General features: G+C 72.5%; 14 protein-coding genes and 2 tRNA genes. 7 read left to right on the forward strand and 9 right to left on the reverse strand.

The annotated features are described in order from the left end of the window. Window positions 1-170 precede the first annotated feature (170 nt). From rsrA to ACFY0O_RS28125, 4 genes are all read right to left on the reverse strand, one after another. Window positions 171-473, reverse strand: a complete 303-nt coding sequence (rsrA, locus tag ACFY0O_RS28110; RefSeq protein WP_045945881.1) for a mycothiol system anti-sigma-R factor — start codon at window positions 471-473, stop codon at window positions 171-173. Continuing rightward, on the reverse strand, window positions 470-1,114 hold the full coding sequence (locus ACFY0O_RS28115) for a sigma-70 family RNA polymerase sigma factor (RefSeq protein ID WP_007266438.1): 645 nt from the start codon (window positions 1,112-1,114) through the stop codon (window positions 470-472). Before ACFY0O_RS28115 ends, rsrA begins: the two co-directional genes overlap by 4 nt. Before the next feature lie 346 nt (window positions 1,115-1,460). Then, window positions 1,461-2,099, reverse strand: coding sequence for an alpha/beta family hydrolase (locus ACFY0O_RS28120; protein ID WP_388951575.1), 639 nt, complete (start codon window positions 2,097-2,099; stop codon window positions 1,461-1,463). Between the two features lie 55 nt (window positions 2,100-2,154). Continuing rightward, window positions 2,155-2,970, reverse strand: coding sequence for an SOS response-associated peptidase (locus ACFY0O_RS28125; protein ID WP_388951576.1), 816 nt, complete (start codon window positions 2,968-2,970; stop codon window positions 2,155-2,157). Window positions 2,971-3,023: 53 nt separating this feature from the next. On the opposite strand from ACFY0O_RS28125, the gene ACFY0O_RS28130 reads away from it, so the two are divergent. The 4 genes from ACFY0O_RS28130 (at window position 3,024) to ACFY0O_RS28145 (ending at window position 6,579) form a co-directional block, all read left to right on the forward strand. Then, entirely contained in the window at window positions 3,024-3,737 is a 714-nt protein-coding gene (locus ACFY0O_RS28130) for a M50 family metallopeptidase (RefSeq protein ID WP_388951578.1), read from the forward strand. A gap of 53 nt (window positions 3,738-3,790) precedes the next feature. Beyond that, the gene (gene aroA, locus ACFY0O_RS28135) at window positions 3,791-5,143 is read left to right on the forward strand and encodes a 3-phosphoshikimate 1-carboxyvinyltransferase (protein WP_388951580.1); all 1,353 of its coding nucleotides are present in this window, start codon (window positions 3,791-3,793) and stop codon (window positions 5,141-5,143) included. Between the two features lie 10 nt (window positions 5,144-5,153). Beyond that, window positions 5,154-6,164 carry a ribosome small subunit-dependent GTPase A gene (gene rsgA / locus ACFY0O_RS28140; RefSeq protein WP_388951581.1) on the forward strand — a complete coding sequence of 337 codons (1,011 nt, stop codon included), beginning with the start codon at window positions 5,154-5,156 and terminating at the stop codon, window positions 6,162-6,164. Between the two features lie 91 nt (window positions 6,165-6,255). Then, window positions 6,256-6,579, forward strand: a complete 324-nt coding sequence (locus ACFY0O_RS28145; RefSeq protein WP_007266432.1) for a multidrug efflux SMR transporter — start codon at window positions 6,256-6,258, stop codon at window positions 6,577-6,579. Here the strand turns inward: ACFY0O_RS28145 and ACFY0O_RS28150 are convergent. Continuing rightward, complete coding sequence (locus tag ACFY0O_RS28150; RefSeq protein WP_388951583.1) at window positions 6,545-7,105, reverse strand: TetR/AcrR family transcriptional regulator; 561 nt, start codon at window positions 7,103-7,105, stop codon at window positions 6,545-6,547. The two genes, ACFY0O_RS28145 and ACFY0O_RS28150, sit on opposite strands and share 35 nt — an antisense overlap. Window positions 7,106-7,258: 153 nt before the next feature. Here ACFY0O_RS28150 and hisN point away from each other — a divergent pair, with 153 nt between their 5' ends. Together hisN and ACFY0O_RS28160 are read left to right on the forward strand one after the other, a co-directional pair. Next, window positions 7,259-8,065: a histidinol-phosphatase gene (gene hisN, locus ACFY0O_RS28155; protein WP_388951585.1), complete on the forward strand. Its 807-nt coding sequence runs from the start codon at window positions 7,259-7,261 to the stop codon at window positions 8,063-8,065. Between the two features lie 135 nt (window positions 8,066-8,200). Next, the gene (locus ACFY0O_RS28160; protein WP_388951586.1) at window positions 8,201-8,593 is read left to right on the forward strand and encodes a cyclic nucleotide-binding/CBS domain-containing protein; all 393 of its coding nucleotides are present in this window, start codon (window positions 8,201-8,203) and stop codon (window positions 8,591-8,593) included. Between the two features lie 66 nt (window positions 8,594-8,659). Here ACFY0O_RS28160 and ACFY0O_RS28165 read toward each other — a convergent pair whose 3' ends face one another. Then, window positions 8,660-10,111, reverse strand: a complete 1,452-nt coding sequence (locus ACFY0O_RS28165) for a catalase (protein WP_358894342.1) — start codon at window positions 10,109-10,111, stop codon at window positions 8,660-8,662. Window positions 10,112-10,258: 147 nt separating this feature from the next. Here ACFY0O_RS28165 and ACFY0O_RS28170 point away from each other — a divergent pair, with 147 nt between their 5' ends. Beyond that, window positions 10,259-10,675: a Fur family transcriptional regulator gene (locus tag ACFY0O_RS28170; protein ID WP_388951589.1), complete on the forward strand. Its 417-nt coding sequence runs from the start codon at window positions 10,259-10,261 to the stop codon at window positions 10,673-10,675. A 149-nt stretch (window positions 10,676-10,824) separates the two neighbouring features. Here ACFY0O_RS28170 and ACFY0O_RS28175 read toward each other — a convergent pair. From ACFY0O_RS28175 to ACFY0O_RS28185, 3 genes are all read right to left on the reverse strand, one after another. Beyond that, window positions 10,825-10,898, reverse strand: a tRNA-Met gene (locus ACFY0O_RS28175). Window positions 10,899-10,967: 69 nt separating this feature from the next. Then, window positions 10,968-12,824 (reverse strand): tetratricopeptide repeat protein, encoded by a 1,857-nt coding sequence (locus ACFY0O_RS28180; RefSeq protein WP_358894340.1) that lies wholly within the window; start codon window positions 12,822-12,824, stop codon window positions 10,968-10,970. A 268-nt stretch (window positions 12,825-13,092) separates the two neighbouring features. Beyond that, window positions 13,093-13,166, reverse strand: a tRNA-Met gene (locus tag ACFY0O_RS28185). Between the last annotated feature and the right edge of the window lie 58 nt (window positions 13,167-13,224).

Below are 13,224 nucleotides of genomic sequence, written 5' to 3' on the forward strand. Positions count from 1 at the left end.
AAGGGGTACCGCGAGGGGAGAATAAATCGGCCCCCGTGCGAAGCGGGGGACATTTTCGTATTGCCCCGTACGGGCGCCCCCGGATTAGCACCTTCGAGTGAATGAACGGTGCTTCCGGGGGCGTTGTCGGCCGTACGGGGCGAGGGGTTCCGGCGGAGAGCCGCGGCAGATCAGCCGCCCGCGGGGTCCGCGGTGACGTCGTGGTCCGGAACGGCCTGGCCGGAGCGGATCAGCTCGATCCGGCCCATGACCTTGGAACGCAGGTCGGTCGGTACGTCGTCCGAGCCGCAGCAGCGCTTGACCAGCTTCTTCACGGCCTGCTCAAGGCCGTACTTCTCCAGACAGGGATTGCACTCGCCGAAATGCGTCTCGAACTTGGTGCAGTCGCTGTCGGGCATCTCGTGGTCCAGGAACTCGTACAGATGATCCAGGACCTCGGAGCACTCCGTCTCGTGCGGCTCTCCGCAGCTCATGAGCCCGAGCCTTTCAGGTCGTTCGACTCTCCCGCGCCCGCGGGGACCAGCCCGCGCTCGCGGGCGTAGTCCTCCAGCATTCCGCGGAGTTGACGGCGGCCACGGTGCAGCCGGGACATGACCGTACCGATGGGTGTACCCATGATGTCCGCGATCTCCTTGTACGCAAAGCCCTCTACGTCGGCAAGATAGACCGCGATGCGGAACTCCTCGGGAATGGCCTGGAGGGCCTCCTTCACATCGGAATCCGGCAGGTGGTCGAGCGCCTGCGATTCGGCCGAACGCAGGCCGGTCGACATGTGCGACTCGGCGCGCGCCAGCTGCCAGTCCTCGATCTCCTCCGCGGCACTGCGCTGCGGCTCGCGCTGCTTCTTGCGGTAGGAGTTGATGAAGGTGTTGGTCAGAATGCGGTACAGCCACGCCTTGAGGTTGGTGCCCTCGCGGAACTGGTGGAAGGACGCGTACGCCTTGGCGTACGTCTCCTGGACCAGGTCCTCGGCGTCGGCCGGGTTGCGCGTCATGCGCAGGGCGGCGGAGTACATCTGGTCGAGGTAGCCGAGGGCGTCCCGCTCGAACCGCGCGTTGCGCTCAGCGGTCGTCTCCTGCGCCTGGCCTTCGTCGGTCCCAGCGACAGGACCCACCTCCTCCGACAGCGTGGCGGCTCCGAAAGCGGATCCGCTCGAATCGGAGAATAGTCGACCATCCCGGCCCTCCGCCGCTCGAACCGAGCCGCGCTTGGGCGCCGGGAGGACCGTCCAGTCCAGGTCAGCGGCCTGCCGACGGTTCTGGCTGATGACCTGGGTCATGCGCTCCCTCTCCTCGGACGTCTTTCCCCTGCTTACCGACACTCGGCACAACAGGAGCCCGGGCCCGCGCATTCCCGGGCGCGGCAAGGGATCCGGCGGTTCCACGGCGTCCTGGGACGGGGCGGGTGAGCGGGATCACGCGCGGGTGCGCGGCGAATCTGTCAGGTCGGGGCGGAGGGGGTCAGCCCAGCAGCCGGGTGAGCCAGGGGGCGACCGCCCCGGTGATCACCGCCAGAGCCTCGTCCTGGGTGAGGTCCGCCTTCTTGGGCACGGCGAAGCCGTGGTCCCCGTGGGCCACCTCCACCAGTTCGTACGCCCCCTGGGGGAACTCCTCGGGACGCCCGAAGGGGTCGCGCCCGCCCTGGAGGACGAGGGCGGGCCGGCCGGCGTCCAGCAGCTCCCCGGCCCGGGACTTCTCGGGCTTGCCCGGCGGGTGCAGGGGGAAGGCCAGCGCGAGGACCCCGGCCGCGCCCAGTTCCGCGGCGGTCCGGCAGGCCACGCGGGCCCCGGCGCTGCGGCCGCCGGCGACCACGGGCAGCCCGGGCCGGGTGAGGGCGGGCCACAGGCCGCGCCAGCCCTCGTCGAGGACCTTGGGGGCGGCGGCGACCTTCTTGCCGGCGACCCGCCAGGGCTGCTCGACGAGGGCGACGGTGAAGCCGTGCGCGGGCAGGGCGGCGGCCAGGGCCTGGAGGTCGCGGGCCTCGATCCCACCGCCGGCGCCGTGGCCGAGGGCGAGGACGGCCTTGGCCGCGCGGGCGGTGTGCCAGGTGACGCGGGCCTGCCCGGCCGGGGTCTCGACGGTCTCGCTGCGCGTGGTCATGCCCCCATCGTGCCGGGCGGCCGGCGCGGCGCCGCGCACCCGGGCCGGACAGGCCCTAGAAGAGCGTGCCTTCCTCCGGGGCTTCGAGCTCGCCCAGCAGCTCGGGCCCGTTGTTGCGGACGTTGCTCACGGCGGTGGAGACCGGGTAGGCCCGCATCAGCCCGCCCGGGGGCGGCGCCAGCAGCTCGCGCAGCCCGGTCTCGTCGGTGCGGGCGGGGTCCAGCCAGGCGTCCCAGCGGTCCGGGGTGAGCATCAGCGGCATCCGGGGGTGGATGTCGGAGAGGGAGCGGGGCCCCTCGGCGGGGGCGACGCCCAGCGGGGTGGTCTCGGCCTCGGCGGTGACCACCGAGCAGGTGGCCCACCAGGCCTGCGGGTGGTCGGGGGGCAGGGTGGCGTCCCGCCAGAACTCGTAGATCCCGGCCATCGCGAAGACGGAGCCGTCGGCGGGGAGCACGAAGTAGGGCTGCTTGCGGGCCCGCTTCTTCTTCCCCTCCACCTCCAGCTGCCGTTCGTCGTGGGCGGTGACCCACTCGTAGTAGCCGTCGGCCGGGACGATGCAGCGCCGCTGGGCGAAGGGGCGCCGGAAGGACGGCTTCTCGTGGAGGGTCTCGGACCGGGCGTTGATCATCCGGGCGGCGCCCTCGGGGCTCTTGGCCCAGGAGGGGACCAGGCCCCACTTCAGTGCCCGCAGCTGGCGAACCGGGCGCGGATCCCGCGCGTCTTTGAGGGGACGGTCGAGGACCACGTGGACCTCTTTCGTCGGCGCCACGTTGAAGTCGGGGGCCAGGGTCTCCTCGGGCTCCCACCGCTCGATGCCGAATATCCCCGCCAGCTCCTCCGGCGTCCGACCGGCCGCAAACCTTCCGCACATGGCTGACACACTGCCACGAGCACCGCCCCCCACCGCAAGGAGTGCGCCACTCCATGGACAGCAGCAGCACCGCCGGTCTCTGGGACCGGCTGACCGGGATACAGACCGCGCCGGCCGCATGGCTGGTGGCCGCCACCGGCCTGGCCGCCCTGGCCGTCGTGGCGTGGCGGCCGCTGTGGCTGCCGGCCCGCAACGCGATCACCATCGCGCACGAGGGCGGCCACGGGCTGGTGGCCCGCCTCAGCGGCCGCAGGCTGGAGGGGATCCGGCTGCACTCGGACACCAGCGGGGTGACCGTCAGCTGGGGCAAGCCGACCGGGATCGGCATGGTCCTGACGGCCGCCGCCGGGTACACGGCGCCCCCGCTGCTGGGCCTGGGCGGGGCGGCCCTGCTGTCGGCGCACCGGATCACGGTGCTGCTGTGGGCGGCGACCGCGCTGCTGGCGCTGCTGCTGGTGCGGGTCCGCAACGCCTACGGGGTGCTGACGGTGGTGCTGGCCGGGGCCGCGTTCGTCCTGGTGTCCTGGCTGGCCTCGGAGCAGGTGCAGGCGGTGTTCGCGTACGCGGTGGTGTGGTTCCTGCTGCTGGGCGGGGTGCGGCCGGTCTTCGAGCTCCAGCGCAAGCGGCGCGGGGGCGCCGCCCCGGACTCGGACGCGGACCAGCTGGGGCGGCTCACGCACCTGCACCCGGTGGTCTGGCTGGGCTTCTTCCACACGGTCGCGCTGTGCTGCCTGGTGGGCGGCGGCCGCTGGCTGCTCGGCCTGTGAGACGCGGGAGCGATCAAGATCCGGGGTGGCGGGGAGCCACTAAAGTGGGGGCCATGACCGAGACCCCCGCGCTCCACCCCCTCTGGCCCGCTCCGCTCGCCGAGGGCGCCGTCCACGCCACCGTCACCGTGCCGGGGTCCAAATCGGTCACCAACCGCGCCCTCGTGCTCGCCGCCCTGGCCGCCGAGCCGGGCTGGGTGCGCCGTCCGCTGCGCTCGCGCGACTCGCAGCTGATGTCGGACGCGCTGCGCGCCCTGGGCGTCGGCATCGAGGAGACGGTCTCCTCCAGCTCCGCCGGGGCGGGCGCGGGCGGCGAGGCGTGGCGGGTCATCCCGGCCGCCCTGCACGGCCCGGCCACGGTCGACGTCGGCAACGCGGGTACGGTCATGCGCTTCCTGCCGCCCGTCGCCACCCTGGCCGCGGGCGACATCCGCTTCGACGGCGACCCCCGTTCCTACGAGCGCCCGCTCGGCGAGGTCATCAACGCCCTGCGCGCCCTGGGCGCCCGGATCGAGGACGAGGGCCGCGGCGCGCTGCCGATGACCGTCCACGGCGGGGGCGCCCTGGAGGGCGGCACGGTCGAGATCGACGCCTCGAACTCCTCCCAGTTCGTTTCGGCGCTGCTGCTGTCCGCCCCCCGCTTCAACCAGGGCGTCGAGGTCCGGCACACCGGCGCGACGCTGCCGTCGATGCCGCACATCCGGATGACGGTGGAGATGCTGCGCGCGGCGGGCGCCCAGGTCGACACCCCCGAGGCCGGGGGCGAGAAGAACGTGTGGCGGGTCGCGCCGAGCGCCCTGCTGGGCCGCGACCTGGTCGTGGAGCCGGACCTGTCCAACGCCCAGCCGTTCCTGGCGGCGGCGCTGATCACCGGCGGTACGGTCACCATCCCGGACTGGCCGCACCGCACCACGCAGCCGGGTGACGAGCTGCGCCGGATCTTCACGGAGATGGGCGGCTCCTGCGAGCTGACCGACGCGGGCCTGGTGTTCACCGGCACCGGCCGGATCCACGGCATCGACGTGGACCTGGGCGAGGTCGGCGAGCTGACCCCGGGCATCGCCGCGGTGGCGGCCCTGGCCGACTCGCCGTCCACCCTGCGCGGGGTGGCCCACCTGCGGCTGCACGAGACGGACCGGCTGGCCGCGCTCACCAAGGAGATCAACGAGCTCGGCGGCGACGTCACCGAGACGGCGGACGGGCTGCACATCCGCCCGCGCCCGCTGCACGGCGGGGTCTTCCACACCTACGACGACCACCGCATGGCCACCGCGGGCGCGGTGATCGGCCTGGCCGTGCCGGGCGTGGAGATCGAGAACGTGGCGACGACAGCGAAGACGCTGCCCGACTTCCCGAAGATGTGGACGGACATGCTCTCCGGGGCGGATGCGGGAGCGGGAGCGTAGGGGCCCGGTCATGCGCAGGTACGGCAAGAACACCGACGAGGACGACATCCGCCAGCGCCCGAACCCCAAGGGCAACCGGGCGCGGACCAACATCCGGCCCAAGCACGAGGACGCCTCCGAGGGCTTCGTCCTCACGGTCGACCGGGGCCGGTTGACCTGTCTGGTCGGGGACCGCAAGATCACCGCGATGAAGGCCCGCGAACTGGGCCGCAAGGCGGCGGTGGTCGGCGACCGGGTGTCCCTCGTCGGCGACCTCTCCGGCAAGAAGGACACCCTCGCCCGGATCGTGCGGATCGAGGAGCGCAAGTCCGTCCTGCGCCGCACCGCCGACGACGACGACCCGTACGAGCGGGTGGTCGTCGCCAACGCCGACCAGCTGGCCATCGTCACCGCCCTGGCGGACCCGGAGCCGCGGCCCCGGATGATCGACCGCTGCCTGGTGGCGGCGTACGACGCGGGGCTGGAGCCCCTGCTGGTGCTCACCAAGTCGGACCTGACCTCCCCGGACAAGATCCTGGAGGTCTACTCGACCTTCGGTCTGAACTACGTGGTGACCAACCGCGAGGAGCTGGCGACGGGCGACGCGGCCGAGCGGGTCCGCGAGCGGCTCGACGGCCGGATCACGGCCTTCGTCGGCCACTCGGGCGTGGGCAAGACCACGCTGGTGAACTCGCTGGTCGGCGAGGGCCGCCAGCGGGCCACGGGCCATGTCAACGCGGTCACCGGCCGCGGCCGGCACACCACCACCTCGGCCCTGGCCCTGCCCCTGCCCTCCGGGGACGGCTGGGTCATCGACACCCCGGGCGTGCGCTCCTTCGGCCTGCACCACGTGGACCCCTCGCGGGTGGTGCTGGCCTTCCCGGACCTGGTGCCGGGCACGGAGGAGTGCCCGCGGGCGTGCAGCCACGACGAGCCGGACTGCGCGCTGGACCGGTGGGTGGAGGACGGCCACGCGGATCCGGCACGGCTGTATTCGCTGCGCCGGCTGCTGGGGACGCGTGAGCGCCGCGAAGGCGACTGATCGTCCGGCGGGGTTTGCACCATGCCCGGTCTGGTAAATGCATAATCCCACCAAGTGACGCGATGTCACCTGAGGCGGGGAGGCATTCGACATGGCGTGGCTGCTGGTCGTGGTCGCGGGAATCCTGGAGACCGGTTTCGCGGTCTGCCTGAAGCTGTCCCACGGGTTCACCCGGCTGTGGCCGACGATCGCCTTCGCGTGCTTCGCGCTCGGCAGCTTCGGCCTGCTGACCCTGGCCCTCAAGAAGCTGGACGTGGGCCCGGCGTACGCGGTGTGGACGGGCATCGGCGCGGCCGGGACCGCCATCTACGGCATGGTCTTCCTCGGGGACCTGGTCTCCACCCTCAAGCTGGTCTCGATCACGCTGGTCATCCTGGGCGTCATCGGCCTGCAGCTCTCCGGCTCGGCCCACTGAGCAGCCGCAGCAGCTCCCGGTCCCCCGGCTCCTCCCCCGGCGCGACCACGTAGGACAGCGCGAGCCGGACGGCGAGCTCGCAGCGGCGGGCCGGTTCCTGCGGCAGCGCGGCGGCGGCCCGGTCGCGGGCGGCCCGGGTCAGCTCCCCCGGCCCGACCGCGTACCGGCTCCCGGCCGGGGGCGGCGCGGGCAGGGCCGGGTCCCAGGCCCCGGTCAGCAGGGCCCGTACGAGGGCACGGGCGCGGGCGGCCCGTACGGTCCACTCGGCGACCGCCGTGAGCCGCTCCCCGGCGGTGTGCCCGGGCGGGGCGGCGGCCAGCGTCCGGTCCACCCCGTCGAGGTACCAGTCGGCGGCGCGGCGCACCAGGGCCCGGCCCAGGCCCTCCTTGCCGCCGAACTCGTTGTAGAGGGTCTGCCGCGAGACCCCGGCGGCGGTGGCGACCTCCACCATGCGCACGGCCGGCCAGGGGCGGGCGCACAGCGCCGCTTCGGCCGCTTCCAGCAAGGATTCCCGGGCCGCCGACATCCGTCGCCTCCCCCGCCTGTCGCGCCGGCCGGCGGTCACCGGGCCTGGCTCTCCCGCAAGATTTGACGGACCGCCAGATCCTGTCAAGGGCGCCTCCCGGCCGTACCGTGGACGCCGTTCGCCGGGCCGGCGGACTCTCGGTACTGTTCGGGCATGTCCACGTATGACGACGACCTGCGCCTCGCCCTCGAACTCGCCGACGCGGCGGACGCCGCGACCATGCAGCGGTTCCGCGCCCTCGACCTCAAGGTGGAGACGAAGCCGGACATGACCCCGGTGAGCGAGGCCGACCAGGCCGCCGAGGAGATCGTCCGGGCCGGGATCCTGGCCGCGCGGCCGGACGACGCGATCCTCGGCGAGGAGTACGGGCTCAAGGGCGAGGGGCCGCGCCGCTGGGTGGTGGACCCGATCGACGGGACGAAGAACTACGTGCGCGGGGTGCCGGTGTGGGCGACCCTGATCTCCCTGATGGAGGAGGGCGCGGACGGGGAGTTCCGGCCGGTCGTCGGCGTGGTCTCGGCCCCGGCGCTGGGCCGCCGCTGGTGGGCCTCCGAGGGCGGGGGCGCCTTCGCGGGCGGCGCGCTGGGCGAGCCCGCGGGCCCGATCGGCGTCTCGAAGGTGGCCTCCCTGGCCGACGCCTCGTTCGCCTTCTCCTCGCTGGCGGGCTGGGAGGAGCTGGGCCGGCTGCCCGGGTTCCTGGAGCTGACCCGCGCCTGCTGGCGTACGCGCGGCTACGGGGACTTCTGGCCGTACATGATGGTCGCCGAGGGCTCCCTGGACCTGTGTGCCGAGCCGGAGCTGAACCTGTGGGACATGGCGGCCCTCGCGGTGGTGGTGAAGGAGGCGGGCGGCCGGTTCACGAGCATCGACGGCGTGGACGGGGTGCACGGCGGCAACGCGGCGGCCTCGAACGGGCTGCTGCACGGGGAGATGCTGGGCTTCCTGCGCCCCTCCGCCTGATCCCGACGCGCGGGGGCGTGCGCTCAGCGCGCCCTCTTGATGACGCTGCGTATGCGTGGGAATCTGAGACTCCCCCGCTTGTGCGCTTGTGAAGCGGTTCTCGAAGCGGGACTCACCCAGGAGGTGGTTCTCTTCATGCTCGTCCGTGACGCCATGAGCACCCTGATCCTGACCCTCGGACCTGCCCACACCCTTCGCCAGGCGGCCTGCCTGATGTCCGGCCGCCGGGTCGGGGCGGCCGTCGTCCTCGACCCCGACCACAGCGGCATCGGCATCCTCACCGAGCGCGACATCCTCAACTCCATCGGCGCCGGCCACGATCCCGACCGGGAGTCGGTGGGCGCGCACACCACGAACAACGTCGTCTTCTGCACCCCCGAGGCCACCGTGGCGGAAGCCGCCGAGGCGATGGCCGTCGGCGGGTTCCGGCACCTGATCGTGCTGGAGGACGGCGGCCCGGTGGGCATCGTCTCCGTCCGTGACGTCATCCGCTCCCAGGTGCGCGCGCGGCGGGCCGTCGCGGCCTGAAACGGCGGCGGGCCGGAACCCCCAAGGGGTCCCGGCCCGCCGTTCCGCTACGGCAAGCGGTCCGTACTAGCCGCGGAGGGCCTGGACCGCGGCTTCCAGCCGCTTGCCGAAGTCGCCGTCCGCCTTGCGGAAGTTGTCGATGGCGCGCTCGACGATGTCCTCACGGGAGACCTTGGCGATGAAGCCGGAGAGGTTCTCGATCAGACGGCCCTTCTCGTCCTCGGACATCAGGCGGTAGAGGTTGCCCGCCTGGACGAAGTCGTCGTCCTCGGAGTGCGAGGGGGTGGCGTGGTTGCCCGTGCCGCCCGTGACCGCGGTGGACTGCCACAGCGGGCGGTCCGTCTGGAAGGGGCCGCCGAAGCTGTTCGGCTCGTAGTTCTTCGCGCCCTTGTGGCGGCCGTCGTAGAGGTAGCCGTCACGGGAGTTCGTGCGCGCCTCGGTGGCGTGCGGGCGGTTCACCGGCAGGTGGTCGGCGTTGATGCCGACGCGGTAGCGGTGGGCGTCGCCGTACGCGAAGAGACGGCCCTGGAGCATCTTGTCCGGGGAGGGACCGATGCCGGGGACGAAGTGCGCCGGGGAGAAGATGGACTGCTCGACCTCGGCGAAGATGTTCTCCGGGTTCCGGTTGAGCTCCAGCTTGCCGATCTCGATCGGCGGGTAGTCCTCGTGCGGCCACACCTTGGTGAGGTCGAACGGGTTGAAGCGGTACTCCGCCGCGTCGGCCGCGGGCATGATCTGGACCTGGACGGTCCAGCTCGGGAAGTCGCCGCGCTCGATGGACTCGCGCAGGTCGCGCTGGTGGGAGTCCGGGTCCTCGCCGGCGAGCCGGTTGGCCTCGGCCTGGGTGAGGTTCTTGATGCCCTGGTCGGTCTTGAAGTGGTACTTGACCCAGAAGACCTCGCCGGCCTCGTTGTTCCACTGGAACGTGTGCGAGCCGTAGCCGTTCATGTGGCGGTAGGACGCCGGGATGCCGCGGTCGCCGAACAGCCAGGTCACCTGGTGGGTGGACTCCGGCGACAGGCCCCAGAAGTCCCAGACGTTGTCCGCCTCCTGCGAGCCCGTGTACGGGTCGCGCTTCTGGGTGTGGATGAAGTCGGGGAACTTGATGGCGTCGCGTATGAAGAACACCGGGGTGTTGTTGCCGACGAGGTCGTAGTTGCCCTCTTCGGTGTAGAACTTCAGCGCCCAGCCACGCGGGTCACGGCGGGCGTCGGCGCCGCCGAGGCTGTCCGCGACGGTGGAGAAGCGCAGGAAGGTCTCGGTCTGCTTGCCGACCTCGGAGAGGAACTTCGCCCGGGTGTACCGCGTGACGTCCGCGGTCACGGTGAAGGTGCCGTAGGCGCCGGCGCCGCGGGCGTGGACCACGCGCTCCGGGATGCGCTCGCGGTTGAAGTGGGCCAGCTTCTCCAGGAGGAGCTGGTCCTGGACGAGGACCGGCCCGCCGACGCCCGCGGTCTCACTGTTCTGGTTGTCGGCGACCGGTGCCCCGGCCTCCGTGGTGAGCGGTCCCTGCGTCACGTGCGCCTCCTGCGTCATTTCCTGCAAGTCCTGTCCTTGGCGTTTGCCGTAACCGATCCTACGATGGACTTTGTCTAAGTCAAGTAAGGATCCAAGTCCACATCGGTTCGGGATCTGCACCGAATCCCCACTGTTAGGCTGGCGTGTATGAGTGACCTGCTGGAACGACTTCGCGGACGCGGCTGGCGCATGACGGCCCAGCGGCGTGTCGTGGCCGAAGTACTCGACGGTGACCACGTTCACCTGACGGCAGACGAAGTGCACGCACGCGCTGTGATCAAACTGCCCGAGATTTCTCGAGCGACGGTGTACAACACCTTGGGCGAGCTGGTTTCGCTCGGCGAGGTGCTGGAGGTCTCCACGGACCGGCGGGCCAAGCGCTACGACCCCAACGCCCACCGGCCGCACCACCACCTGGTCTGCGCCCAGTGCGGGGCCATCCGCGACGTCCACCCGGCGGGCGACCCGCTGGCCGACCTGCCCGCCGGCGAGCGCTTCGGCTTCACGGTCTCGGCGGTCGAGGTGACCTACCGCGGGGTCTGCCCGAACTGCGCCGCCGGGTGATCCGACGGATTCCGACGGATCCGACGAAAGAACGAGGAGGGCCGGGGGCGGAAGCCCCCGGCCTTCTCCCTTGCGTCCGTTGCGCGGGCGTTTACGTTCAGAAACGACTCGAGGCCCGGATCCATGGGATCCGGGCCTCGGGCCTTCAGTAGCGGGGACAGGATTTGAACCTGCGACCTCTGGGTTATGAGCCCAGCGAGCTACCGAGCTGCTCCACCCCGCGTCGGTAAACACGACTCTACGGGAGCCCACCCGGCAGATGCAAATCAGTCGACCGGTGCCCCGGCCGGCCTCATACCGAGAGCTCCTCCGCGAGCGCGTCCCGCAGCCGGGCCGCCCGCTCGGCGACCTCCGCGGGGCCCAGCTCCATCGCCCGTACGCACCACTTCTGCCCCTCCGCGAGGTCGCCGTGCCGGGCGGCGAGCAGCCCCAGGCGCAGGGCGGCCCGGCCGTGTCCGGCCACGGCCGCGCGGGTCCACCACAGGGCCGCCTCCGGTTCGTTGCCCTCGCGGGCCAGGAGCAGCCCGAGGTTGAAGGCGCCGTTGCGCGAGCCGGCCTCGGCCGCCTCCCGGTACCAGCGGGCGGCCACGGCCAGGTCGCCCCGGGCCGCGGCCAGCATCCCGACCCGCACCTGGGCCCGGCGGTGGCCCTGCTCGGCGGCGCGCTCGTACCAGTCCTCGCTCTCGGAGCGCGCGGCGCCGCCGACGGGCTCGCCCAGCGCCACCGGCTCCGGCGGCGGGGCCAGCGACTCCAGCAGCGCGGCCAGCCGGAAGGCCGCCTCCGCGCTCCCGCCGCCCGCCGCGCAGCGCAGGTGCCGTTCGGCGGCGCGTTCCTCGCCGTCGCGCACCAGGGCGATGCCGACCTGGAGGGCGGCGTCGGTGTGCCCGGCCGCGGCGGCGCGCTCGTACCACTTGAGGGCGGAGCGGTCCTCGTCACGGCTGGCGAAGAGGATCCCCAGGTTGAAGGCGGCGTCCACGCTGCCGGCCTCGGCCGCCTTGGAGAACCACGGCTCGGCGCCCGCCGCGTCCCCGGCCTGGAGCAGCATGATCGCCAGGGCGTTGGCGGCCTCGCGGTGGCCCGCGTAGGCGGCGCGGCGGTACCACTGCTCGGCCTGGGCGGTCCGCTCCTGGGCGGCGCACAGCAGGGCGAGGTTGTAGGCGCCGTTGTGGTCGCCCGCGTCCATCGCGACCCGGTACCACTTCTCGGCCGTCTCGGTCTCGCCGCGGGCCGCGTGCAGCGCGCCCAGGGCGTTGGCCGCGTTCCCGTCGCCGTCCTGGGCGGCACGGTGCCACCAGGCGGCCGCGCTGTCCTCGTCCCCGGCGTCGCGCAGCAGGAAGCCGAGCGCGCACGCCGCCCGGGCCTCGCCCTGCTTGGCGGAGCTGAGGTACCAGCGGCCGGCCTCCTTGAGCTCGCCGCGCGCCTCCAGGAGGGCGCCCAGGTGCAGGCCCGCGCGCCGGTGGCCGCGGGCGGCGGCCTGCCGGTACCACTGCTCGGCCTCGGCGGGGTCGCCCTTGCGCAGGTGCCGGGCCAGCCGGTAGGCGGCCTCGCGGTGGCCCTGTTCGGCGGCGGCGCGGAACCAGCGCTCGATGCCCTTGTCCCCGCGGTGTTCCAGCAGGTCGGCCAGGCCGTAGGCGCCGAGGGCGTGGCCGGACTCCGCCGCCTGGCGCAGCCAGTACTCGGCGGCGGGCTCGTCCCCGCGCTCGCGGTAGTGGCGTCCCAGGGCGTGCGCGGCGGGGGCGGATCCGGCGACGGCGGCGACCCGCCACCAGCCGGCGGCCTCGTCGGGGTAGCCGCGCTGGAGGAGGAGGACGCCCAGGTTGTTGGCGGCGGCGCGGTCCCCGGCGCCGGTGGCGCCGCGCAGGTAGGGCTCGGCCCCGGCCAGGTCGCCGCGGCGCAGCAGCAGGGCGCCGAGCACGCTCATGGCACCGGGGTCGCCCTTGTCGGCGGCCACCCGGTGGCGCGCCTCCAGTTCGGCGTCGGTGGCCCCCTCGGCGTCGCCGAAGGCCTCTTCCGCGAAATCCGCATCGGTCAGTGCGGTCTGCGCGTTGACAGCGGGAGCCGTCCTGCCGGCCTCCGTACCCGACTCGGCCTCCGCCCTCACAAACCGCCCTGTCTCCAGCAGAGTTGACCTGTCCCCCATAAATCCCATCGTCGCATCACCTGCTACCCGCGTACACCTGGTATGTCGCAGCCAGTGAGGTCACTACAGCGTTTTGTCGACATGCCCACAGAGAGACAAGTCAAACACGCTCACACCTCAACTCACCCGCCCCAGTGACCTCATGTCCCCCAGCAGCTTCCTACCGGCCCCGCACGGCCCGTGCGAGCCCGCTCCGAGCGGCCCCCGAATCTCACCGGAATCTCATCCGGGCATGACGAAGGCCCGGATCCCATGGGATCCGGGCCTTGGTCTTCAGTAGCGGGGACAGGATTTGAACCTGCGACCTCTGGGTTATGAGCCCAGCGAGCTACCGAGCTGCTCCACCCCGCGTCGGTGAAACCACAGTATCACGACGCGGAGCGGAGCCATTACCGACCTTCCAGCCGAA

The sequence above is a fragment of the Streptomyces sp. NPDC001594 genome (assembly GCF_042893675.1).
Classification (GTDB): Bacteria; Actinomycetota; Actinomycetes; order Streptomycetales; family Streptomycetaceae; genus Streptomyces.

Excerpts from the sequence above, each read along its gene's own strand:
- rsrA (WP_045945881.1), bottom strand. The coding sequence starts at position 473 with ATGAGCTGCGGAGAGCCGCACGAGACGGAGTGCTCCGAGGTCCTGGAT.
- ACFY0O_RS28120 (WP_388951575.1), bottom strand. The coding sequence starts at position 2,099 with ATGACCACGCGCAGCGAGACCGTCGAGACCCCGGCCGGGCAGGCCCGC.
- ACFY0O_RS28125 (WP_388951576.1), bottom strand. The coding sequence starts at position 2,970 with ATGTGCGGAAGGTTTGCGGCCGGTCGGACGCCGGAGGAGCTGGCGGGG.
- ACFY0O_RS28130 (WP_388951578.1), top strand. The coding sequence starts at position 3,024 with ATGGACAGCAGCAGCACCGCCGGTCTCTGGGACCGGCTGACCGGGATA.
- aroA (WP_388951580.1), top strand. The coding sequence starts at position 3,791 with ATGACCGAGACCCCCGCGCTCCACCCCCTCTGGCCCGCTCCGCTCGCC.
- rsgA (WP_388951581.1), top strand. The coding sequence starts at position 5,154 with ATGCGCAGGTACGGCAAGAACACCGACGAGGACGACATCCGCCAGCGC.
- ACFY0O_RS28145 (WP_007266432.1), top strand. The coding sequence starts at position 6,256 with ATGGCGTGGCTGCTGGTCGTGGTCGCGGGAATCCTGGAGACCGGTTTC.
- ACFY0O_RS28150 (WP_388951583.1), bottom strand. The coding sequence starts at position 7,105 with ATGTCGGCGGCCCGGGAATCCTTGCTGGAAGCGGCCGAAGCGGCGCTG.
- hisN (WP_388951585.1), top strand. The coding sequence starts at position 7,259 with ATGTCCACGTATGACGACGACCTGCGCCTCGCCCTCGAACTCGCCGAC.
- ACFY0O_RS28160 (WP_388951586.1), top strand. The coding sequence starts at position 8,201 with ATGCTCGTCCGTGACGCCATGAGCACCCTGATCCTGACCCTCGGACCT.
- ACFY0O_RS28170 (WP_388951589.1), top strand. The coding sequence starts at position 10,259 with ATGAGTGACCTGCTGGAACGACTTCGCGGACGCGGCTGGCGCATGACG.
- ACFY0O_RS28180 (WP_358894340.1), bottom strand. The coding sequence starts at position 12,824 with ATGGGATTTATGGGGGACAGGTCAACTCTGCTGGAGACAGGGCGGTTT.